We start from the raw sequence: 21,716 nt of genomic DNA, 5'->3' as shown, positions 1-21,716 counted from the left end.
GCCATAGACCGAATCGCTAATCTATGTGGTCTATGTCACTTTGATTGATGTAATTGAAATCAAAGTGCCAGTTCGAGATTAACGACTCCATCTTCCATCTGTACATCAATGCTAAAGCCGAGTTTTTTCGCCAAACCTATCATGCCGCGGTTATTGGGCATGGTAACAGCGGTCAACCGTGTTAAGCCGTGGCTGCGCGTATAGTGAATCATCTTCTCTAGCAACTCTCGGCCCAATCCCAACCCTTTTAGGTCTGAACGCACTAATACTGCAAATTCTGCGTCGATATTGTCAGGATCCGATAGCGCGCGCGTAACACCAATGATTTCCGGGCCGGTCGTGCTTTGGCGCACTGCAACAAAGGCCATTTCCCGATCATAGTCAATTTGCGTCATATTCGCCAAATCATCATGGCTGAATTCGTTGATTTCACTGAAGTAGCGATAATAGAGATCTTCTTTAGTGACTTGATCAATAAACAGTTTCAGTAGCGGTTCATCTTCCGGCAAGATGGGGCGGAACAAGCAATGAGAGCCATCTTTCAGCACCACATTCTGCTCTAGTTCGTGTGGGTAAGGCCGAATAGCCAGCCGGGCCTGTGGGTCACCGGTGACGGGGGCCAACTGCATTGAGACATCCAGCAACGTAAACTCACTACCGGATGCAAGTACGGGGTGAATGTCTAAGCGTGAAATTTCAGGGCAATCTAGAATCAGGTTAGAAACCTGCACCAGCAGGCGGCTTAGGCCAGGAATGTCCAACGGTTGTAGTGAGCCACGACTGCGAATTTTTCCGCCTTTGACTGCCTGTATTATCAGGTAACGAGCCAGCGCCATATTCAGGGGGGGCAAAGCAACGGCCGCTTGGGTTTCATGGTGCCACTCAATACCGCCTTCCCCCAGCATGATCAGGGGGCCAAAGATAGCATCTTGCTCAACGGCAATCCGTAGCTCCTGCGCTCCGGCCCGATTTGCCATGCTTTGCACCAGTAAACCGTGGATGCGGGCTTGCGGGTAAGTTCGTTTTACGCGATCAAGGATATCATCTGCGGCTCGCTGCACTTCAATCGCGGTGCGCAGATACAGCATAACGCCCTGAACTTCCGATTTATGTGGGATATCAGGTGAGCGCAATTTGATGGCGACCGGGTAACCAAGGCGCTCTGCAATATGTACTGCTTCAACACTGTCACTGGCAATCCAGGTCGGTAACATGCGCAGCCCATAGGCTTCAAGGATGGGTTGCACTTCATGGGTATCAAGCTGGGTTGTTCCTTCTGCCAGCGCCTGACGAATTAGCTGATGCACATGGGCAGTATTTGCTGTAAGGCCCACAGGCAGTGCCGGGGTTTCTTTTAGTTGTTTTTGGTTACGACGATATTCCACCATGTGCATAAAGGCCGTAATCGCGCCTTCTGGTGTGCGATAGGTCGGGATCCCGGCTTCTGTGAATAAGCGGCGAGCATCTTGAGATGAATATTCACCGCACCAGTTAGTCAGCAGAGTGATACGTTTGCCGCGTGGATGCTGGCGGATAGCAGAAATCAATAACTCTGCAGTTTTGCTACCCGGTGCGGCGGCACTAGGGGAGTGGATCAGCAGCAGAGCATCGTAATCGGTGCTGTCCAATAGTGGTTTAACCGCTGCCAGATAGCGCTCAGCACTGGCATCATCCCGCAGGTCTATTGGGTTACGTAAGGAAACAAAAGTCGGTAGTGCCGCACTCAGGGCGGATTGGGTGGTATCAGACAAGGTTGCCAGTTTGCCATTACGGCTAATCAGTTCATCTAAGGCCATAGCCGCAGGAGCCGCACCATTGCTAACAATCAGTAACCGCTCCCCGCGTAATGGATGCATATGGCTCAATGTTTCGACGGCGGAGAACAGTTCATGAGTATCTTGAACACGCAGCAAACCAGCGCGCTGAATAGCGGCGTCATAGGCGGCATCCAAACCTTGCTGGCCATTGAGCAATTGCTGGGCGCGTTGGCTGCGGCCGCTTTTGATAACCAGAATCGGCTTATTGCGTGAAGCACTACGTGATGCCGATAAGAAGCGGCGGGCATCACTGATATGCTCGATATACAGCATAATGGCGCTGGTTTTACCGTCACGGGCTAAGAAGTCGAGTAAATCGTCGACATCAATGTCGAGGCTTTCACCCAACGCAATAAAATAAGAGAAACCAACCTCACGCTGCTGTGCCCAGTCCAAAATAGTGTTTGCTACCGCCGCAGACTGGGAGATAAACGCCAGACGGCCTTTTTTGATTGGTACCGGAGAGAAACTGGCATTCAGTCCTTGCCACGGAGCCAGCAAACCCAAACTATTAGGGCCAAGCAGGCGCATGTGATGGCGTTGCGCACAGGCTTTCAGATCCGAGAATTGCTCGGTTGCCGCCGACAAAATAATCACCGCTTTACAGCCACGTGTACCTAAATCTTCCAGTAGGGACAGATTACGATGATCGTTAGTACATAAAATGGCCAGATCGGGCGTGATGGGGAGGCTGGCAATATTCGCGTAAGCCAGTACCCCGCAAACTGCTTTGTGGGTCGGGGTGACCGGTAAAATAGGGCCGTTAAATCCGCCATCAAGCAAATTGCGCATCATCAGGAAACCCGCACGATCAGGTTTTTCAGAAGCGCCAATAACCGCGATAGACTTCGGGCGTAGTAGTGCTTCTAATCCGCGTTGGCTCATAGGGTATTCCTTAAAGGAAAAACAGCTGGCCTAATTTTATGCGATTTCTTCGATACTTGCTGTGACTCGGCCCACTGGATGATGAGGTTTTCCGGCTAAATATTGCTGGCGAAAATAATGAAAGTGCGCCGTCAATCCATCTGCCGCTTGAATATCACCTGCTTGCTGGAGCAGAGCAGCGGCGACCTCTACGGTACAGTGTTGTTCCGGGCGTGGTGATTCTCGTAGCAAATAATCTGAGGTATTACTGACGTTCAGTGATAGCACAGGTAAACCGGCAAGGTACGGGCTTTTACGGAACATTTTTTTTGCCTCATTCCAGGTTCCGTCCAGCAGAATGAATAATGGCGGTTTATCGCTGATGGGTAATTGATTGAGAACCACCCGCTCGGGTTCAGCATATTTTTCAGGGAAAACTACATAAGGCTGGCGCTGAGGGTCACGAATCGCGGCTAGCAACTCAGGATCAACTTCCGTTCGCGCCCACATAAAGGCTTGAGTGTTCGGCAATATATCGGCAATCAGGCGGCCCGTATTACTGGGTTTAAGTGGTTCGGTATCAAACATCACCAGACAAAACCGACTGTTGGCTTGTTGCGGTTTAATGGTGTCACACAAACAAAAACGTTCAGTTAGCAGGCAACCTTGGCAACGAATGGCGCGACAACCTCGGGCGCGGTAGGGGCGAGTGGATAATGCCAGCCGCTGGTGACGCAGGCGCAATACCGCATTTCCCGTCGTTATATTTACGGGCAATGAATGTGCGTTGGTCAATGTTTCTGTCACGGCGGCTCCTGAAGAAATAGCGCTATTCTAATGAACCTAGGGTCTGAATTATAGAAAAAGTCACGCCCCGACAGAAAACTGTCAGGGCGTAGATGTGATGGGGATTTTCCCTCATCACCAGTAAATGGGGTAAACTTATTGAGCGAGCTTTTATCAGGCTGATGGCTCTACTGCTAATTGTTCATCTAACCAATTATCAAAAGGTGCTTTTGGCACTGCGCCGTTAAGCATGTCGACCATTTTACCGTTGCGATACAGCATAATAGTGGGAATGCTGCGGATACGAAAACGGGTGCTAAGTGTGGGTTCCGCTTCTGTATTGACTTTAACGAAGCGAATTTTTCCCGCACGTTCTGCGGCGACATCTTCAAAAATCGGGGCGAAGCTACGGCAAGGGACACACCAAGGTGCCCAGAAGTCGATGACGATAGGTAGGTCATCTTGCAGCAGTTTATCCAGCGTTTCGGCGGTGGCGTTAATCACTTCGCCATCAAATAAGGAGTGGCCACAGCGCCCACATTTAGCGCCGTCATCAATACGTTCTTCCGGCAGGCGGTTGGTCGCCATACAAGCTGTACATACCGTATTCATAGATTAGCCTTTATTGTGTATCTCAGTAGATAAGAGAAACCAAACAGTCAAAGTGAGCTGAATTGTTTCGTTGTTGTTATCTATTATGGGTATAAATGAGGCCAGTGCCAAAAAGGTTTATTCGATGAATACGATAGTTGGTAGCTTTTAGCGCTTGCTTATGGCTAACCGGGCAGACATCAGGTAATCTTCGCGCCCTGCGCGTTGGTGGAGAAGACAATGAACGATTCATTTAGTGGCAAGAACGGCAAAGTTAAAGTGATGTACGTCCGCAGTGACGAAAGCAGCGACGACCGTAATAATAACCGCGGTAACAAACAACGTCCGGCGGGTAAAGGTCGTCCGGGTGATAATGCCGGTCGGGGCAGCTCACAGCGGAATAATGACTCACGTCGTAATGATTCCGGCCGTAATGAACGCGATCGTCCTAGCCGTCCGGCACGCTCTGACAGCAGTGGCCCTTACGATTCACCGTGGAAAACCGTGTCTCGTGCGCCTTCTGAAGAGCCAGAGTTTGATCACGGCGGCATCAGTGGCAAGAGCCATGTAGATCCTGCGCAATTGCGTCGTCAGCGAGCTGAAGAAACACGTGTTTATGGCGAGAATGCCTGTAAAGCGCTGTTTGAAAGTCGCCCTGATGCTATTGTGCGCGCCTGGTTTGTACAGTCAGTTACTCCTCGTTTCCGTGAAGCACTGAAATGGATGGCGGCTAACCGCAAGGCTTACCATGTGGTTGAAGAAGACGAGCTGGCAAAAGCATCGGGTACAGAGCACCACGGTGGCGTGTGTTTCTTAATTAAAAAACGCCAAGGTTTGGATGCAGAAACCTATTTGCAACAGCAAACTCAGGCAAAAGATTGCGTGCTGGCATTGGAAGATGTGGGTAACCCACATAATCTAGGCGGTATTATGCGTACCTGCGCGCACTTCGGTATTAATGGCGTGTTGTTGCAAGACCCGGCGATGCTGGAGTCTGGTGCCGCAGTGCGTACAGCAGAAGGTGGTGCAGAGCATATCAAGGCAATCAATGCCGACGATTTCCTCTCGGTGCTGGATACCTTCCGTAAAGCGGGTTACACCATCGTGACGACCTCAAGCCATAAAGGTGTCAGTCTGGCGAAAGCGGAACTGCCAGCTAAAATGGTGCTGGTGTTGGGTCAAGAGAGCGACGGCCTCACCGACAGCGCTTGGCAGCAGGGAGATATGAGCGTGTCTATCGGCGGTACTGGGCGAGTTGAAAGTTTGAACGTGTCGGTTGCGACGGGGATTTTGCTGTCAGAATGGTGGCGTCAAAATAGCGCCCAATAATACCCTGCGTCCTTGACGTTGCAGGGTTGTTAGCTGCGTTCATGCACTCGAGCTTGATCGGGATGCATTTATCTGCAACGTGAATGATTTTGGGTATGCTCAGTATAAAAACGGGCGCTGATGATCAGTCAGCGCCCGTTTTTTTATGTTAAATCTTGATGGATTTAGTGCGCACCACCACCACTGCCACCGGAGGTGAATGGGGGTTTGGCGAACCAGACTAATGCCAGCAATAGCAGGAATACGCCTGCCGAGAGCCAGAAAATTTCATTAGCCGAGATAATTAGCCCCTGATTAGTTATCTCTCGCGCCAGATAAGCCGAGGCTTGTTGCTCGCTCATCCCCAGTTTTTCCAAATCCTGATACATCTGTGTCGCATTCGGGTTGAATGGGTTAACAAACTCCGTCAATTGCGAATGATGCATCGATTCTCTTTGCGTCCACAATGTGGTGGTGATTGACGTACCAATCGACCCCGCCAGTGTTCGCAGGAAGTTAGATAAGCTGGATGCCGCCGCCATTCGCTCTGGCGGTAAACCCGACAACGTAATTGCAGTCAGTGGCATAAAGAAGCAAGCAATGGCAAAACCTTGCACAAACTGTGGCCACGCCGAGGCACCAAAATCCATCCCCGGTTCGAATGTATATGCTCGCCAGTAGAAACAAACCGCATACATAATGAAGCTGAATGTGACTAACTGTCGCATATCAATTCGATGAGAGAAGCGACCAATGATTGGCGACAGCAATACCGGCAATATCCCAACGGGAGCCGACGCCAGACCAGCCCAAGTGGCGGTATAGCCATATACCTCCTGTAGTAACTGAGGCAGCAAAACGATCGCGCCAAAGTACAGCATATAGGCCAGGCTGATACACAAACAACCAATGGTAAAGTTTCTCGACTTGAATAATGACAAATCGATCACCGGATGATCGTCGGTTAACTCCCACACGATCAGGAAGGAAATCGCAATCACGGCTACGATTGTCAGGACGATAATTTCGGTGGAGTTAAACCAATCCAGTTCCTTACCTTGGTCGAGCATGATTTGCAAAGCGCCGATACCGACGACCAACAGAACCAACCCCACAGTATCGATCGGTCTGATTTCGGTTTTGGTCTCTCGCCCTTTCAGCGTGCTGCCTGCAATTAAAACAACCACTATCCCGATCGGGATGTTAATAAAGAAGATCCAGCCCCAGTGATAGTTGTCACTGATATAACCGCCGAGAATTGGCCCAAAGATCGGGGCGACAACGATAGTCATCGACCACAATGCCAGGGCCATACTTCGCTTCGCGGGTGGGTAGTTGTTCAGTAGTAAACTTTGTGACAATGGGATCAATGGCCCGGCGACCAACCCTTGAATCACTCGGAAAAAGATAAGCATTCCCAAGCTGTTTGAAATGCCGCACAGCCATGAGGCCAGTGCAAATAAACCGATTGCCCACAAGAATAATCTGACTTCACCGACCCGTTTTGCTAGCCAGCCAGTGATAGGGATGGAAATCGCATTTGCTACACCAAACGAGGTAATGACCCACGTGCCCTGCGAGTTGGACGAGCCAAGATCACCGGCAATCGTTGGAATAGCCACGTTCGCAATGGTGGAATCCAGCACTTGCATGAAAGTCGCTAATGAGAGCGCGACCGTCATCCAGGCGAGCTGGGCACCTTCAAGCGGTTTTTGTGCCACAGTGGCCTCCGGCGCGCTTAACCTGCATTGGCATGAACATTAACCTGCGTTCGCATGAACAATGTCGCTAATCATTTGATTAACTGGCGCTAAATCCAGCGACAACGCGTCAGTGACAAATGCCGGATCTTTACGTACGTTTTGTGCTAACACCAGACCTTCGGTATCGGCGGTATCCACTCTTACCGTGGTGGACAGGCCAATACGTAGCGGATGATCTGCCAGTTGTTTTGGCTCAAGTGCAATACGCACAGGCAGACGCTGAACAACTTTAATCCAGTTACCCGTTGCGTTCTGGGCAGGAAGCAGTGAGAAGGCGCTGCCAGTCCCCATATCCAAACCGACAACTGTTCCCTGATAGACTACGTCATCGCCATAGAAGTCCGTCACCACAGTGGCGGGTTGACCAATCCGCATATTGGCGAGCTGTGTTTCTTTAAAGTTGGCATCGATCCACATCTCATTTGCTGGGATAACGGCCATCAATGGGGCACCATTGGCAATTTCAGCACCCACTTGCACGCTGCGGCGTGAAACAAACCCGGTGATTGGGCTAACCACTTTTGTGCGTTGCAATGCTAACCAAGCATCACGCAGTTTGGCGGCGGCTTGCTCGACAGCTGGCTGTTTTTCCAGCGGTGTATTGAGAACCAGCGCCTGATTGGCATTGTACTGTGCAATCGCCACATCCAGTGATGCTGCCGCAGCTTCCGCGGCATCGCGGGCATGTTGCAGTTCTTCGCGACCAATGGCATCAACTGAACCCAGAACTACGCGGCGCTTCAAATCGCTTTGGGCTTTATTCAGTTCAGTTTTTTTGAGAGCAATATTGGCTTGATACTGTTTGCTATTAATCATGAGCTGGTGGGTTTGGCGCACGCTGTTAGCCAACGCGGTTTTTGCCTGCTCATAGGCTTGTTCTGCATCGGTAGGATCCAGAGCTAGCAGCACATCGCCACTTTTCACAAAGTCAGTATTTTCAAAATTGACACTGACTACACTGCCGGGCACCTGAGACATAATTTGTACCTGGTTGCCTGACACATAGGCATTATCCGTCTCTTGGTGATGGCGCAGTACCAAGAACCAATAAATCAGGTAGGCCACCCCAACGATGATAAAAATAACCGTCAGCAACAACAGCACGCGCTTGCGTTGCTGCTTTTTGTTCTGTGGTTGTGGCGGGGTTTGAGTTTCCGCGTTTGCACTCATGGTCTTCTCCAAACTCTCTATTATTTTATATTGTTTTATTCTGTGAACCGTCACTGACAGGGGCCTGATAGCCACCACCGAGTGAACGGATCAAACCAATCTTGGCCTGCAATAAATTGTTGCTGGCACTGAGTTCTGATTGCTGCTGTTGTAGATATTGCGACTGGCTAGTCAACAGTTCATCTCGTCCAATAACCCCTGCCTTATAACGTGCGTCGGCGACGTTATATACCTTCAGCATGGACTGCGACGCAGATGCGGCCTGTTGGAGTTGGAGCTGACTGCTTTGTTGGATGGTGATGGCATCCGCTGTTTCTTGCACAGCATTGAGGATGGTTTGGTTGTAGGATTCAACCGCTTCATCATACAGTGCCGATTCTTCGCCTAACTGACTGCGCAAGGCACCAGCGTGGAAAATAGGCAATGAAATTGCGGGAGCAAAGTTCCATGCCTGGCTGGCGGCTTCTAGCAAATTGGGGTTTGTGCCTTGAAAATTAGTGGTCGAGAACCCTGCAAATCCAGTAATGGATAAACTTGGATAAAACTCCTTACGTGCTGCTTTAACTCGCTGGTCATAAGATTCAACCAATTGACGTTGAGCGGTAATGTCTGGGCGCTGACCGAGTAAATCGGTGGTCAGCTCACCTTTCGGTGCCAAATGCGTGATATCTGGCAGAGAAACCGGATGCAGATTTTGCGTACCACTTGGGCCTTGGCCAGTCAGTGCGGCTAACTGATGCTTTAGCTGTTCACCTTGTGATTGCAGTTGGGTCATTTGCTGCTTGGCGGTGTCTGCCTGCACTTGTGTTTGTTGCGGAATTTCAACGCCATAAATACCCGCCTGATATTGCTTACTACGCAACTCAGCCAGACGCTCATTATTATCGACTTCCTGCTGCAACACTTTTTGCAGGGCAAAATTGCTCTGTAGCTGGTAATACACTGATGCCACTGAACTGGTCAGTGTCAGTGCCGCTTGCTGCTGTTCGGCACGGGCAGCATTTACCTGCGCATTGGCGGCATTGACTCGGTTGCGGTATTTACCCCACCAATCAAATTCATAACTGAGATTCAGGCCAAGTGTATTAGCGGTTTCATACAGTGGCTTACTCGGGTAAGCCTGTAAGAATGGTTGCAGCGTATTTTGTGCGATTTTTTCCCGCGTACTGCTGGCGGCTAAATCCAGATTAGGGCCATTGGCTGCATCAGCCTGACCCACAATACTTTGTGCCTCCCGAACCCGCGCTGCAGCTTGTTTGAGTGACGGTGAGGTTTGTAAACTTTGTGACATCAAAGCATCAAGTTGGGGATCTTCCAGTACCCGCCACCACTGAGGACTTAACGCCAACGAACTGACTTTGGGTTGCGCCAATTGCAGTTGTTGGTTATTCAGCATTTGAGACTGAGGAGCAATATTATCGCTTGAGGCACAGCCCGCCAGTAAAAAAACGGCGAACAGGGGCGTGAGTCTCCAGCTATGTGGGGATGACATAGTTATTTACCTGGACAGATATTGTGTGGAATTACTGTTCCGGTATTTCCATTTGGTCCAAACGTGTCAGTAACTTACGCGTCAGCGTTTCAAGCTGTTGCTGTTCGTCGGCGTCAAGTGTTGACCAAAGAAAATGCAGACACTTATGTTGTGGGGGCAGCAGCTGATTTAAAAATTCCACGCCCGCTTCGGTGAGATGCAAATGCAAACAACGGCGGTCGTTTTGGCTTTCGCGGCGCTCAATCCAGCCTTTCTTTTCCAGCTCGTCAGCAATGCGCGTGGCATTGGTACGTGAAGAACCCAATGCTGCACTCAATTCTGACGGTTGGATACTGTGGCTTTCCTGCGCATCCAGCGTAATTAATGCCATAAACAGGGTCTCGTTAATCCCTTGTGCTTTTAGCATTTTGTTGCGATTTTCTAGCAGTTTACTGTGCATATGCATACACAAACGCGTCAGTAGAATTTCCTGATAAGGGAAATCTTTCTGGCGTTTTGCACGAAAATTAAGCATTTGTTCTATGGGACTAAACGAACTTTCCATTATAAGGAGCCTCATTAATTTCAAATGGTACAGTAACGATAGTGACTAATAATGTAAACGGTATAATTAAGGAAAAATTTAGCAATTAGTGTTATTCAGTCACTGTGTGTAAGTAATTAGTATCATTAATTGTAAGGATATTGTGTTTTAGCTCACAATTCATGCAAATTGTTACGCCAAAAGCATCAGTAGCTTGAATGTTAGACCGTAGCTAAGTGCGCCAAGTAAAGTGGCGAAAATAATACTGTTGGTTTTATAAAAGCATCCACAAATAACTAAGAAACCAATAAGTGTTGGGATTAATTTCTGGGGGTTATGCATGATCTCTGGCGTACTGGATACGACCAGTAAGGCACATATCGAGGCGATGCCGATGCTGTCTAGCAACAGTGAAATTTTTCCTCGTTGCAGACCGGCTTGCTGACGTGCTGGTCCAAGGCGCAGCGGTAAATAACGAAACAGGTAATTTACCGTTCCCACAACTAAGCCAATTATCAGGACATCCATATTCATGGTGTTTGCTCCTGTTTATTGTTCTCGTTCTGTTCTGTCACCACCTCTGGGGCGGGTTGAAGTAGTGCGGCCAAACATCCACCACCAATACCCGCCAAAATGGCGACTGGAATGGAGAATAATAATACGCCGAGTAATGCACCTGTCAGTGATGCCATCACTGTTAGGCTGTATTGACGTTTAAAAGAGGCTAATAGGAAACTCAAAAACAGGGCTGGCAGCATAAAGGAGAGTGAGGCTTCAATTGCAGGGTAGTTTTCCAGCGGACCATTGCCGAACATGGCCCCGATGGCTGTGCCTGCCACCCAAGACAGCCAAGAGGTGAACGCGATGCCGAGCATCCAGTTCTCACTCCAACGGCGCTGGTCTTTCATGAGTTTGGTGGTCGCGGCAGCAAATACTTCATCGGTCAAACCGAAAGCCCATAAAGCCGTTTTTTTACCCGATAATCGGGTCAGAATGCGGTGCTTAAGTGCGGGACCATACAAAATATGGCGGATGTCCATGGCCATTACGGTTAAGGCGGAAACCCACAATGACATTCCGGCACTGAGCAGGGCGGTAATAACAAATTGGCTGGCACCAGCATAAATAATACAAGAGAAGAAAATCGCTTCCCACGGCGAAAAGCCAAGTTTTACCGAACTCAAACCAAAGGCAAAAGCGACAGGCAGATAGCCAATAACAATGGGCAAGCTATCAGTTATGCCCTCGATAAATGTTGCGGCTGGCTGTGTCGTTGGCGGGGAGTCGGTGGTTTGGCTATGCATAGGGTCAGCTATTAATTAAGTTTCAGGGAAAAATAATACGTTAGATAACACTAACAGAGTAGTAATTGTCTTAATACCCTAGAACCCAAATTTCTATCTACGTTGATTAGTAGTTAGCTAATTAACAACCAGAGGTAATATCTCGCTTTATAGCGAATAGCCCAGCCTCTGATAAGAGGCTGGGTATAACCGACATCACTCAACAGGCTGGTTTGCTGGTGGGTCAAAACGTTTACCGGCCAGCCAAGTCGTTATGTTCAAAATGCACAACACTAAACCGGCGATAGCCACACCATACCAACCTGCATGTTGATAGGCGGCGGCTGAAATTAATGAGCCCAGTGCGCCACCAATAAAGTAGGTGGTCATATAGCCTGCGGTTAACCGGTTTCTGGCTTCCGGCATCATGCGGTAGATAACGCTCTGGTTAGTGACATGAACCCCTTGAACAGCCAAGTCCAACACGACTATCCCAATAATTAGCGCAAGAATGGAGTACTGCCCCAATGCGATGGGTATCCATGAGAGCAGCAACAATACCAAGCCGACACTGGTGGTTACACGCGCTTTTCCTTTATCCGCCAACTGACCTGCTTTGGTGGCCATTAATGCACCGGCCGCCCCGACCAAACCAAATAGTCCGATAGCGGCTTCTGAATAACCATAGGGTGGTGAGGCCAGCAGAAAGGCCATTGATGTCCACAAGACACTGAAGTTGGCGAAAGATAGCGCACCCAGTAAGGCTCGAGTGCGTAATACAGGGGTACGGATAAATAGAGAAAATATTGAGCTGAGTAGCTGGCCGTAATTCAGACCGGTATGTTGTTTATAGCGAGGTAGGTAGCGCCACAGCGTCAGCGCCATAAAAATCATCAATACGCTAGCAACCCAATAGATCGTGCGCCATCCGCCAACAGAGGCCAATGCGCCCGCTACAGTTCGTGCCAGTAAAATCCCCAGCAACAGGCCACTCATAATAATGCCGACAACTTTACCGCGTTTTTCTGGTGCGGCGAGCGTCGCTGCCAGTGGCACTAATAATTGTGCTACGACGGAAAAGAGGCCGGTGAGTGCTGTGCCGACAATCATCATGGTGAGGTTTTGCGACAAGGCGGTGATTAGCATTCCGCCTGCGGCCAGTAAGGTCATGCTGACGATCAGCCCACGGCGCTCGAACATATCTCCCAGTGGTACCAAGAACATCAACCCCACCGCGTAACCCAACTGGGCTGCCGTGACGATAAAACCGGCCTGATTGACCGAAAGATTAAACGCTTGCGCGATAGTTTCTAGTAGGGGCTGGGCATAATAGTTGCTAGCAACCGCCAATCCGGTGGCGACGGACATCAAGACAATTAATGCTGGGCTTAAACCGGCGGTTTCGGTTTTTTGTGTCATGGGGGATTATTCTGAATTGAAAAGAGTGACAGTATTAGATAAATGGCAGTGATAAACCAATGGATAATTTTTTATTTCATTTTGATCGGGTTTGGCTTCGGTGGGTATTCGATTTGTTCTCTTTGCTAGCTCCGTCATCTCAGCCGAGTAGGTAGGCTGGCCCTCTTGCTCGGTTGAGGTGACGGGGATTAAGTTGCCGTTGATCTCATGTCAATCAAACAGATTCACCTGAACGATTATCCGCTCTTGAGTCGGACTCTGCATCCGGCATCATATCCGGTGAACCCCAATCAACCCTTGTTGCTCTAATGCATAAGCGGCCCGCAAGCAGAAATCTTCTCGCCATGGCGCGGCGATTAATTGAACACCTATCGGCAACCCATTGGTGGTTTTCAGTGGCACGGTAACCACCGGTAAACCGAGGAAAGAAATGGGCTGGGTTAACATCCCCATACTGGCGCGAATGGGTAAATCAGTATCGTTAATCCGCATGAATTCCTGCCCGATGAGTGTGGCACTGCTAGGGGTTGCGGGTGCAATCAAGATATCCCAGTGCTCAAACAGCGGCAGAATTTGCTGACGAAAATGGTGACGAAAGCGTTGAGCTTGAACATACCAGCTTGCTGGCAACATGGCACCGGCTAACAGCCGCTCTCGTGATAGTGGTTCAAAGCGCTGGGGGGATTTTCTCAACGCAGGGAGGTACTGATTTCCCCCCTCGGTGGCACTGATAATAAATGCCGCTGAACGTGCCAAATCGCTCTGCGGCATCTCGACCTCGGTAACCGCTTCCAGCCCTTTGGCCACACGATGTACAGCAGCTTTTGCATCGCTATCACACCATTGGGCGAAATAGCCCCCCAATACCGCACTTCTTAATCCTTGTTGCCCACGATACAACTGGTCAGAACAGGGGGCCGGTGGTTTTTCCGATTGGAAACTGTCATGAATATCAGCCCCTTGCATAGCATCATACACAGCGGCCAAATCTGGCACACAGCGCGCCATCGGGCCAACATGATCCAGACTGGCGACAAAAGGATGAGTGCCCGTGCGTGAGAGTCGGCCAAAGGTGGGTTTCAATCCGAAAATACCGCACAGTGAGGCCGGGACTCGAATGGAGCCATTGGTATCGCTACCCAGCGAAAAATTAACCAGCCCGGCAGCCACGGCGGCGGCTGATCCTCCCGAAGACCCGCCGGCAATACGGTTAAGGTCATGAGGGTTACGTGTTGCGCCATAATGACTATTTTCGGTAGTAAAACCATAGGCATAGGCATCCATATTTAGCATGCCAGAGAGCATGGCCCCTTGGCCGGCTAAGCGTGAAATAACGGCTGCATCGTGTTTGGCGGGTGGGCGTTCGCAAAATAAGCTGGCTCCGGCGAGGGTGGTTTCACCCTCGACATCAAACAGATTTTTCACGGCATACGGAATTGCCGCCAGTGCCGGTAAGGTTTGGCCTTTGGCGCGCAGGCTATCAAGTCGGTAGGCTTCACTGAGCATGCGATCCGCTGTGATGTGGGTATAGGCATTGATGGTTGGGTTGACAGCGCTGATAGTGTCCAGCGTGTGTAGTGCAATATCTTGTGCGGAGAGTTCACCATGATTCAAAGCCTGCTGAATTTCACTGATGGTGAGTGTTGGAATCTGTTTCATAGCCGGTATACCCCAGCAATTTCCTGTTTCTCATCCAAAGGCACGGCCATCAAGGGCCCCGCCATGGCAGCAATTCGTTCAAATTGCAGTAGCAAGGCGGCGCGGCGGGTATCATCCAGTTCTAATGCCAATAAGACTTCCATTTGCTGAATATAAGTAGCCCAATCCATGGCGGTTTTATTTGAAGTTTTTTTCATGACAATTCCTGTTCTAAATTGTGGATGAAATTAATAACCAACGGCGCTGCCACCCTTCCTTGCAGGGCCATATTGCTGTTGATTATCTGGCTTCCCTCATTGCCCATTGGTTGAAATAGAAAAAAGGAAATCACAGAAACAAAGCAAGAGGCGTTCCAGAATGTCGAGTTTTGTGCTGAGAATGAAAATTACCATATTACCGGTAGGGGCAGATGTGCTATGTTCCGCAAAAAATGGCTATATTGAAACGATAGTTTCAAGGGCTGGGGAAGAATATGAAACAGATTGATGAGCGTTTACGGGCGCACTATGCGCAATTAACCCCACAGGAGCAGCGAGTTACTGACTTTATCTTTGACCATTTTGATGACCTGATCAGTTATAACAGTGCCGAACTGGCGCGGTTAAGTGGCGTGTCTAAGGCCACCGTCAGTCGGCTGTTTAAGCGGCTTGGCTACAGCAGTTATCGGGAGATGCGTGAAGAGGTGCGAACCTTGCGCCAAAGTGGAATGCCGTTGACAGATAACCGTGATGCTGTGCAAGGAAATACCTTGCTGTCTCGCCACTATAAGCAGGAAATGGCGAACCTGACTCAGTGGGTCAATCAATTAGACAGTCAACAATTTAGCGACGTTATCTCAGCACTGGTGCATGCACCGCGCATCCTGTTGTTGGGGTTGCGTAACAGTTACCCAGTAGCACTGCATTTACGCCAACAACTGCTGCAAGTACGCCCGCATGTCCAACTCATACCACAAGCGGGGCAGACATTATCAGAGGAGTTGGTAGATGTCAGTTCACAGGATGTGGTGATTGTGGTGGCTTTTCGTCGGCGGCCTAAGATTATCCGCGACATTCTGCTGCATATGCAGGTGCTGGGAGTACCGACATTATTGATTTGTGAACCACAGGCCCAGTCATTGCTACCGTTGGCACACTGGCGATTTACCACACCACTCGACAGTGTGTCGGCTTTTGATAGTTACTCCTCAGCGATGAGTTTGGCAAACTTACTGAGTAATGCATTATTGCATGAGACTCTGGCACAAGGGCGACAAAGAATTCATCAAATAGCTGATTTATATGACGCTTTTTCTGAACTAGAACAACGGTCATGACTGAACCCGCAAGAGGACTTCTCGAAGGCAGGTTTCCACGTCGTAATTACCACTGACTGCTCTTTTATGGTGCATTTCATTTGCTGATTTGCACTTTCTCTGTGATTTTCCCTCCGTGACATTTCCCTTTACCCGGCATAGAACTCCTGATTATGGGCCTTCTCTGCAAGTTTATCTTTGGCACAGTAGTTGCAACGATGGTTTCAGTATATTGAATTAAAGAATCTATCGTTTCATCACTTACTTATCGGAGATAAGCTATGAACATGAAAAAGCGGATGTTGGCCTGGTTGGGTGCTGCACTGATACTCGTTCAGGCACCTTTAGTGTTAGCCGATCAATTAGAGCAAATTCAACAACGTGGCGTATTACGAGTGGCTGTTCCACAGGATTTTCCGCCTTTTGGCTCTGTGGGCACCGATCTTCAGCCTCAGGGGTATGACATCGATATGGCCCACTATCTGGCTGATAAGATGAAACTAAAGTTGCAATTAGTGCCTGTGACCAGTGCTAATCGGGTGCCCTATCTGCAAACCGATAAAGTGGATTTAGTCATTTCTAGTTTGGGTAAAAACCCGGAACGAGAAAAAGCCATCGCCTTTAGTCGAGCTTATGCGCCGTTTTTCCTCGGAGTATTTGGCGCGAAGGAGGATGCACTGAAGCAACCCGATCAGTTAGCAGGGAAAACGGTCGGAGTGACCCGTGGGGCTGTGGAGGATATGGTGCTGAGTGAGTTAGCTCCCAAAGAGGCTCAAATAAAACGTTATGAGGATAACAACACTACATTGTCAGCTTATTTATCAGGTCAGGTGGATTTTCTGGCTACCGGTAATCTAGTGGTCAGTGCATTAGCTCGACAGAATCCAACCCAAGCGCCAGTGGCGAAATTTATGCTGAAAGATTCACCCTGCTATATCGGTTTGCGCCAAGGAGAACCTGCTTTGAAAGCAAAGGTAGATGCACTGATTGTTGAAGCGCTGCAGGACAACACTCTCAATAATTTGTCTGAAAAATGGTTAAAGGCTCCGTTACCTGCTGACCTTGGTGCATAACAGGAGCGGCCGATGACCTATCAGCTAAATTTCTCTGCTTTGTGGCCCTATTGGCCGGATCTATTGTCTGGTCTGCTGATCACCATTGAGTTGACGGTCATGGCGACCATTGGCGGCATGGCACTGGGGATCGTCGGTGCGGCGATCCGCTGTAGTGACAATAAGGCTAGCGGTAGCGTCATATTGCGCCATATATGGGGGGGATATGTGGAAATTGTGCGCAATACCCCTTTTGTTGTGCAGTTATTCTTTATCGTTTTTGGCTTACCGGCGCTGGGCTTGAAGTTAAGTGCGGGGCAAGCTGCCTTGCTGGCGATGATAATCAATTTGGGTGCTTACAGTACCGAGATTATCCGCGCCGGAATTCAGGCCAGTGCCAAAGGCCAATGGGAAGCCGGGCGAGTATTGGGGTTGAGTCGCAGCCAGACATTTTTCCGGGTGATCCTGCCGCCTTCATTACAGCGGATTTATCCTGCCCTCGTCAGCCAGTGCATTATTGTGATGCTTGGCTCTGCGGTGGTATCGCAAGTGGCATTTGAAGAACTGACATTTACGGCCAACTTAATTCAGTCACGTACATTTCTCAGTTTTGAGGTCTATTTGGTGACCACATTGCTGTATTTGTTGTTGTCCATTGCGATGCGTCAGTTGTTGTTGATGGCAGGACGTCGATTCTTTGGGAGCCGTACCTCATGATGTTTACTGACTGGGATATTATCCGCAATTTGTTACTGGCGGCCCGCTGGACGCTCTTACTGTCACTGACTGCCTTTATGGGGGGCACTCTGGTGACATTGCCGCTGATGTTGATGCGCATGAGCCGTTGGCGGTGGCTGGCATGTTTTGTACGTGGCTATACCGAGCTATTTCAAGGCACTCCCTTGCTGATGCAGCTATTTTTGGCGTTTTTCGGTTTAGCGCTGTTTGGCATTGATGTTAGCCCGTGGACGGCGGCGGCAATGGCATTGACCCTGTTTACCAGTGCGTTTCTAGTGGATATCTGGTGCGGCAGTATTGATGCTTTACCAAAAGGTCAATGGGAGGCTTCGCGCTGTTTGGGCCTGAGTTTCAGCCAAACCTTGCTCCGAGTTATCGCCCCGCAAGCGATGCGCATTGCCATTGCACCCACCGTAGGATTTTCGGTGCAGGTGATTAAAGGCACTGCACTGGCTTCGATCATTGGTTTTATTGAGCTGACTAAAGCAGGAACCATGCTAAATAATGTCACTTATCAGCCATTTAAAGTCTTTGGGTTGGTGGCGCTGGGCTACTTTCTGATGTGTTACCCCTTGTCGCGCTACAGCCATTATTTGGAGAGAAAATTCCATGCCGCTGATCACCATTAATCAAGTTCAAAAATACTATGGTCAGAACCATGTACTGAAAGGTGTGGATCTGGATATTGAAATGGGTGAAGTTATCTCAATCATTGGCCGCAGTGGTTCTGGAAAAAGCACGCTACTGCGTTGTATCAATGGGTTGGAAGCCTATCAGGACGGCAGTATTAAACTGGGCGGCATGACGGTGACTCATCGCGATTCACAGGCGCGGGAAATTAGCCGTTCAGTCGGGATGGTGTTCCAGAGTTTTAATTTATTCCCACATATGACGGCGCTGGAAAACGTCATGCTGGCACCGCGCCGGGTATTGAAAAAGAGTGCTGCCGAGTGCCGTGCTCTGGCAACCGAAATGCTAACCAAAGTCGGGTTAGCAGATCGAATCGATTACTATCCTGCCAATCTTTCTGGCGGTCAGCAGCAGCGAGTCGCCATTGCACGTGCGCTGGCAATGCAACCTAAAGTCCTACTCTGCGATGAAATAACTTCCGCGTTGGATCCTGAACTGGTGGGCGAAGTATTGAAAGTCCTTGAACAACTTGCGGCGGAAGGGATGACCCTGATCCTAGTCACTCATGAGATGAATTTTGCTCGAGAAGTGGGTGACAGAGTGGTGTTCATGCATCAAGGACAAGTGTGGGAGCAGGGTGAAAGCCGCGCCCTATTTTCTGCACCTCAAACAACTGAGTTAAAACAATTTATATCCACCGTTCGCGGTTTATAACAACGTCTTACCGATTTAGAAAATGGAGATTTTTTATGTCAGCGCTCAGTCATAATCCGCTGTTTAGCCAGATAAACCCGCCAGCACGATTACTGATGGGGCCAGGGCCAGTCAATGCTGATCCGCGAGTACTACGCGCGATGGCCAGTCAGCTGATCGGGCAATATGATCCGGCGATGACCGACTATATGAATCAGGTGATGGCGCTGTATCGCGGTGTTTTTCGCACTGAAAATCAGTGGACAATGCTGATTGATGGCACTTCGCGCGCGGGTATCGAGGCAATTTTGCTGTCGGCTATCCGCCCCGGTGACAAAGTGCTGGTGCCGGTTTTTGGCCGCTTCGGCCATTTGCTATGTGAAATCGCCCGCCGTTGCCGCGCCGAGGTGCATACCATTGAGGTGCCGTGGGGTGAAGTCTTCAGCCCAGAGATGATTGAAGATGCCATCAAGAAAGTACGTCCGCGCCTGTTGCTGACTGTGCATGGCGATACCTCGACCACTTTGTTGCAACCGCTGGTGGAGTTAGGTGAGATTTGTCGTCGCCATCAAGTGCTGTTTTATACCGATGCCACTGCTTCATTGGGGGGAAACGCGTTGGAAACGGATGCTTGGGGGTTGGATGCGGTTTCGGCTGGGTTGCAAAAGTGCCTCGGAGGGCCATCAGGCAGCTCTCCGGTGACCCTCAGTCCACAATTCGCCGAGCAAATTCGTCGTCGTAAATGTATTGAGCAAGGGATCCGAACCGAAGCTCACGCTGACGGTGACGAAGAGATGATTTACTCCAATTACTTTGATTTGGGCATGATCATGGATTACTGGGGGCCAGAACGGCTCAATCATCATACTGAAGCCACCAGTATGCTTTTTGCAGCACGAGAATGTGCGCGGGTGATATTGGAAGAGGGGCTGGATAACGGCATCGCTCGCCATGCCTTGCAAGGGGCTGCACTGCTGGCAGGCATTCAGGGAATGGGGTTGGCGGTGTTTGGTGATATGAAGCACCGGATGAATAATGTACTGGGCGTGATGATCCCCGCAGGTATTGCTAGTGAGCAAGTACGTCAACTGATGCTAAATGACTTTGGGATCGAGATAGGTACGTCATTTGGGCCATTGAATGGCAAAATTTGGCGCATTGGCACCATGGGATATAACGCCAGAAAAGACTGCGTGATGCAAACACTGGCGGCATTGGAGGCGGTGCTGAACCGGCTAGGGTTTGCCACCGTTCAAGGCGCGGGGCTACAAGCTGCATGGAATATTTATCAAGCAGACAGTGATAAACCGTTCTTTGATAAACAATCAATGAATAAACCTGATGGTGCCAGATAATGGCCGCCACCCTGCCTGATGCCGAGGCAGAGCAGGCCGCATTACGGGTTTTGGCCCGTTGTGATGCGCTGGCGGCAATCAGTGAATCACCCGAGATGTTGACGCGAGTGTATATGTCACCTGAACATTTACTCGCGAATCAGCAAGTTGGGAAATGGATGCAAGCCGTCGGAATGCGCGTTTGGCAGGACTCTGTTGGTAACATTTGTGGCCGTTATGAGGGACTGCAACTCGATGCTCCAGCCATATTACTTGGTTCCCATCTTGATACAGTGCGCAATGCAGGCCGCTATGACGGCATGCTCGGGGTATTAAGCGCCTTGGAAGTCGTGGGGTATTTGCATCAGCAGCGGCGGCGACTACCGGTTGCCATCGAAGTCATTGGTTTTGCTGATGAAGAGGGAACGCGCTTTGGTATTACTTTGCTGGGCAGCAAAGGAATTACCGGGCACTGGCCAACTGACTGGCTAAATAAAACGGATGCTGAAGGTGTTAGTGTGGCGCAGGCGCTGGATAAAGCCGGCTTCCCCCCCGCAGCGGTTGGGGAATCGCAGCGGGCAATCAGTGAGTTCTGTGCTTATCTTGAGCTACATATAGAGCAAGGTCCGTGTTTGGAAAACGCTGATTTAGCCTTGGGCGTCGTGACGGCAATTAATGGGGCTTGCCGCCTACATTGCCAGTTTATCGGGCTAGCGGGTCATGCTGGAACAGTCCCAATGGGGCAGCGTCAGGATGCATTATCCGGTGCGGCTGAATGGATATATGCGGTTGAACAGTTCACTGAAAGTTATGGTGAGTATCTCGTGGCGACGGTAGGGACGCTGGCATGTTTACCCGGCGCAGTAAATGTTATTCCAGGTGAAGTGACGTTAACTCTGGATATTCGCGGCCCGCACGACAGCGACATAAACCATTTGTTAGCCCGCTTATTGGCTGAAGCTGAAGTGATAGCGGTTCGCCGTGGCCTGACATTCTCGGCTGAAGAGTTTTACCGCATCAATGCAACTTGCTGCGATGATAATTTACAGCAACGTATCAGCGAGAGCGTTAGCCGAGTACAGGGGCGTTCATTAGCCCTGCCCAGTGGCGCGGGTCATGATGCGATTGCGGTTGGCGAATGTTGGCCGGTGGGAATGTTGTTTGTACGCTGCAAAGGGGGGATAAGCCATCACCCAGATGAATCCGTTACCAGTAATGATGTTGCTCTGGGCATTCAAGCCTACCTAGAGACGGTATTGTCATGGGCTTGAGCCGCGGGGTTAACGTGCCGCGAGGCACG

The 21,716-nt window shown here is 49.9% G+C and carries 20 protein-coding genes; 8 read left to right on the top strand and 12 right to left on the bottom strand.

The window, feature by feature from the left end; genetic code table 11:
- Nucleotides 1-59: 59 nt before the first annotated feature.
- From ACIOG0_RS16930 to trxC, 3 genes are all read right to left on the bottom strand, one after another.
- The gene (locus ACIOG0_RS16930) at nucleotides 60-2,702 is read right to left on the bottom strand and encodes a bifunctional acetate--CoA ligase family protein/GNAT family N-acetyltransferase (protein WP_128451637.1); all 2,643 of its coding nucleotides are present in this window, start codon (nucleotides 2,700-2,702) and stop codon (nucleotides 60-62) included.
- A 36-nt stretch (nucleotides 2,703-2,738) separates the two neighbouring features.
- Nucleotides 2,739-3,488 (bottom strand): tRNA-uridine aminocarboxypropyltransferase, encoded by a 750-nt coding sequence (locus ACIOG0_RS16925; protein ID WP_050101671.1) that lies wholly within the window; start codon nucleotides 3,486-3,488, stop codon nucleotides 2,739-2,741.
- Nucleotides 3,489-3,641: 153 nt separating this feature from the next.
- Complete coding sequence (gene trxC, locus ACIOG0_RS16920; protein WP_128451636.1) at nucleotides 3,642-4,079, bottom strand: thioredoxin TrxC; 438 nt, start codon at nucleotides 4,077-4,079, stop codon at nucleotides 3,642-3,644.
- Nucleotides 4,080-4,298: 219 nt separating this feature from the next.
- Between trxC and ACIOG0_RS16915 the strand changes: the two genes are divergently transcribed.
- Nucleotides 4,299-5,387 (top strand): tRNA/rRNA methyltransferase, encoded by a 1,089-nt coding sequence (locus ACIOG0_RS16915; RefSeq protein WP_050101669.1) that lies wholly within the window; start codon nucleotides 4,299-4,301, stop codon nucleotides 5,385-5,387.
- 164 nt (nucleotides 5,388-5,551) lie between these two features.
- Here ACIOG0_RS16915 and emrB read toward each other — a convergent pair whose 3' ends face one another.
- The 9 genes from emrB to hpxX all read right to left on the bottom strand — a co-directional run bounded on the left by emrB (nucleotide 5,552) and on the right by hpxX (nucleotide 14,872).
- A complete protein-coding gene (gene emrB / locus ACIOG0_RS16910) occupies nucleotides 5,552-7,048 on the bottom strand; it encodes a multidrug efflux MFS transporter permease subunit EmrB (protein ID WP_230678374.1) in 1,497 nt (498 codons plus the stop codon).
- A gap of 78 nt (nucleotides 7,049-7,126) precedes the next feature.
- Nucleotides 7,127-8,299: a multidrug efflux MFS transporter periplasmic adaptor subunit EmrA gene (gene emrA / locus ACIOG0_RS16905; protein WP_128451635.1), complete on the bottom strand. Its 1,173-nt coding sequence runs from the start codon at nucleotides 8,297-8,299 to the stop codon at nucleotides 7,127-7,129.
- 25 nt (nucleotides 8,300-8,324) lie between these two features.
- On the bottom strand, nucleotides 8,325-9,791 hold the full coding sequence (locus ACIOG0_RS16900) for an efflux transporter outer membrane subunit (protein ID WP_050139970.1): 1,467 nt from the start codon (nucleotides 9,789-9,791) through the stop codon (nucleotides 8,325-8,327).
- A 31-nt stretch (nucleotides 9,792-9,822) separates the two neighbouring features.
- Complete coding sequence (mprA, locus tag ACIOG0_RS16895; protein WP_050101665.1) at nucleotides 9,823-10,335, bottom strand: transcriptional repressor MprA; 513 nt, start codon at nucleotides 10,333-10,335, stop codon at nucleotides 9,823-9,825.
- A gap of 171 nt (nucleotides 10,336-10,506) precedes the next feature.
- Nucleotides 10,507-10,848, bottom strand: coding sequence for an L-valine transporter subunit YgaH (gene ygaH / locus ACIOG0_RS16890; RefSeq protein ID WP_050101664.1), 342 nt, complete (start codon nucleotides 10,846-10,848; stop codon nucleotides 10,507-10,509).
- A complete protein-coding gene (locus tag ACIOG0_RS16885; protein ID WP_050101663.1) occupies nucleotides 10,845-11,618 on the bottom strand; it encodes an AzlC family ABC transporter permease in 774 nt (257 codons plus the stop codon). Before ACIOG0_RS16885 ends, ygaH begins: the two co-directional genes overlap by 4 nt.
- 195 nt (nucleotides 11,619-11,813) lie before the next feature.
- Nucleotides 11,814-13,016: an MFS transporter gene (locus ACIOG0_RS16880; protein ID WP_050101662.1), complete on the bottom strand. Its 1,203-nt coding sequence runs from the start codon at nucleotides 13,014-13,016 to the stop codon at nucleotides 11,814-11,816.
- Nucleotides 13,017-13,286: 270 nt separating this feature from the next.
- Nucleotides 13,287-14,675, bottom strand: coding sequence for an AtzE family amidohydrolase (locus tag ACIOG0_RS16875; protein ID WP_050139969.1), 1,389 nt, complete (start codon nucleotides 14,673-14,675; stop codon nucleotides 13,287-13,289).
- A complete protein-coding gene (gene hpxX, locus ACIOG0_RS16870) occupies nucleotides 14,672-14,872 on the bottom strand; it encodes an oxalurate catabolism protein HpxX (RefSeq protein WP_050139968.1) in 201 nt (66 codons plus the stop codon). The genes ACIOG0_RS16875 and hpxX overlap by 4 nt, the downstream gene beginning before the upstream one ends.
- A gap of 275 nt (nucleotides 14,873-15,147) precedes the next feature.
- On the opposite strand from hpxX, the gene ACIOG0_RS16865 reads away from it, so the two are divergent.
- The 7 genes from ACIOG0_RS16865 to hpxK all read left to right on the top strand — a co-directional run bounded on the left by ACIOG0_RS16865 (nucleotide 15,148) and on the right by hpxK (nucleotide 21,687).
- The gene (locus tag ACIOG0_RS16865; protein WP_050101659.1) at nucleotides 15,148-15,990 is read left to right on the top strand and encodes a MurR/RpiR family transcriptional regulator; all 843 of its coding nucleotides are present in this window, start codon (nucleotides 15,148-15,150) and stop codon (nucleotides 15,988-15,990) included.
- Nucleotides 15,991-16,250: 260 nt separating this feature from the next.
- Nucleotides 16,251-17,042 (top strand): transporter substrate-binding domain-containing protein, encoded by a 792-nt coding sequence (locus tag ACIOG0_RS16860; protein ID WP_050101658.1) that lies wholly within the window; start codon nucleotides 16,251-16,253, stop codon nucleotides 17,040-17,042.
- A 12-nt stretch (nucleotides 17,043-17,054) separates the two neighbouring features.
- On the top strand, nucleotides 17,055-17,738 hold the full coding sequence (locus ACIOG0_RS16855) for an amino acid ABC transporter permease (RefSeq protein WP_050101657.1): 684 nt from the start codon (nucleotides 17,055-17,057) through the stop codon (nucleotides 17,736-17,738).
- Complete coding sequence (locus ACIOG0_RS16850) at nucleotides 17,735-18,388, top strand: amino acid ABC transporter permease (protein WP_050101656.1); 654 nt, start codon at nucleotides 17,735-17,737, stop codon at nucleotides 18,386-18,388. Before ACIOG0_RS16855 ends, ACIOG0_RS16850 begins: the two co-directional genes overlap by 4 nt.
- Entirely contained in the window at nucleotides 18,369-19,103 is a 735-nt protein-coding gene (locus ACIOG0_RS16845) for an amino acid ABC transporter ATP-binding protein (RefSeq protein ID WP_050101655.1), read from the top strand. The genes ACIOG0_RS16850 and ACIOG0_RS16845 overlap by 20 nt, the downstream gene beginning before the upstream one ends.
- Nucleotides 19,104-19,138: 35 nt before the next feature.
- Nucleotides 19,139-20,437 carry an alanine--glyoxylate aminotransferase family protein gene (locus ACIOG0_RS16840; RefSeq protein ID WP_050101654.1) on the top strand — a complete coding sequence of 433 codons (1,299 nt, stop codon included), beginning with the start codon at nucleotides 19,139-19,141 and terminating at the stop codon, nucleotides 20,435-20,437.
- Nucleotides 20,437-21,687: an allantoate amidohydrolase gene (gene hpxK / locus ACIOG0_RS16835; RefSeq protein ID WP_128451633.1), complete on the top strand. Its 1,251-nt coding sequence runs from the start codon at nucleotides 20,437-20,439 to the stop codon at nucleotides 21,685-21,687. The genes ACIOG0_RS16840 and hpxK overlap by 1 nt, the downstream gene beginning before the upstream one ends.
- Nucleotides 21,688-21,716: the final 29 nt, after the last annotated feature.

It is taken from the genome of Yersinia vastinensis, assembly GCF_044905075.1.
GTDB classification, from domain to species: Bacteria; Pseudomonadota; Gammaproteobacteria; order Enterobacterales; family Enterobacteriaceae; genus Yersinia; species Yersinia vastinensis.
Note: the sequence above shows the minus strand (reverse complement) of the source record. Positions and strands in the feature narration are given on the sequence as shown.

Coding starts and splice junctions, on each gene's coding strand:
- ACIOG0_RS16855 (WP_050101657.1), top strand. CDS start 17,055: ATGACCTATCAGCTAAATTTCTCTGCTTTGTGGCCCTATTGGCCGGAT.
- ACIOG0_RS16915 (WP_050101669.1), top strand. CDS start 4,299: ATGAACGATTCATTTAGTGGCAAGAACGGCAAAGTTAAAGTGATGTAC.
- ACIOG0_RS16845 (WP_050101655.1), top strand. CDS start 18,369: ATGCCGCTGATCACCATTAATCAAGTTCAAAAATACTATGGTCAGAAC.
- hpxX (WP_050139968.1), bottom strand. CDS start 14,872: ATGAAAAAAACTTCAAATAAAACCGCCATGGATTGGGCTACTTATATT.
- mprA (WP_050101665.1), bottom strand. CDS start 10,335: ATGGAAAGTTCGTTTAGTCCCATAGAACAAATGCTTAATTTTCGTGCA.
- ACIOG0_RS16850 (WP_050101656.1), top strand. CDS start 17,735: ATGATGTTTACTGACTGGGATATTATCCGCAATTTGTTACTGGCGGCC.
- ACIOG0_RS16840 (WP_050101654.1), top strand. CDS start 19,139: ATGTCAGCGCTCAGTCATAATCCGCTGTTTAGCCAGATAAACCCGCCA.
- emrA (WP_128451635.1), bottom strand. CDS start 8,299: ATGAGTGCAAACGCGGAAACTCAAACCCCGCCACAACCACAGAACAAA.
- ACIOG0_RS16875 (WP_050139969.1), bottom strand. CDS start 14,675: ATGAAACAGATTCCAACACTCACCATCAGTGAAATTCAGCAGGCTTTG.
- trxC (WP_128451636.1), bottom strand. CDS start 4,079: ATGAATACGGTATGTACAGCTTGTATGGCGACCAACCGCCTGCCGGAA.
- ACIOG0_RS16860 (WP_050101658.1), top strand. CDS start 16,251: ATGAACATGAAAAAGCGGATGTTGGCCTGGTTGGGTGCTGCACTGATA.
- emrB (WP_230678374.1), bottom strand. CDS start 7,048: ATGACGGTCGCGCTCTCATTAGCGACTTTCATGCAAGTGCTGGATTCC.
- ACIOG0_RS16865 (WP_050101659.1), top strand. CDS start 15,148: ATGAAACAGATTGATGAGCGTTTACGGGCGCACTATGCGCAATTAACC.
- ACIOG0_RS16885 (WP_050101663.1), bottom strand. CDS start 11,618: ATGCATAGCCAAACCACCGACTCCCCGCCAACGACACAGCCAGCCGCA.
- ACIOG0_RS16930 (WP_128451637.1), bottom strand. CDS start 2,702: ATGAGCCAACGCGGATTAGAAGCACTACTACGCCCGAAGTCTATCGCG.
- ygaH (WP_050101664.1), bottom strand. CDS start 10,848: ATGAATATGGATGTCCTGATAATTGGCTTAGTTGTGGGAACGGTAAAT.
- ACIOG0_RS16880 (WP_050101662.1), bottom strand. CDS start 13,016: ATGACACAAAAAACCGAAACCGCCGGTTTAAGCCCAGCATTAATTGTC.
- ACIOG0_RS16900 (WP_050139970.1), bottom strand. CDS start 9,791: ATGTCATCCCCACATAGCTGGAGACTCACGCCCCTGTTCGCCGTTTTT.
- hpxK (WP_128451633.1), top strand. CDS start 20,437: ATGGCCGCCACCCTGCCTGATGCCGAGGCAGAGCAGGCCGCATTACGG.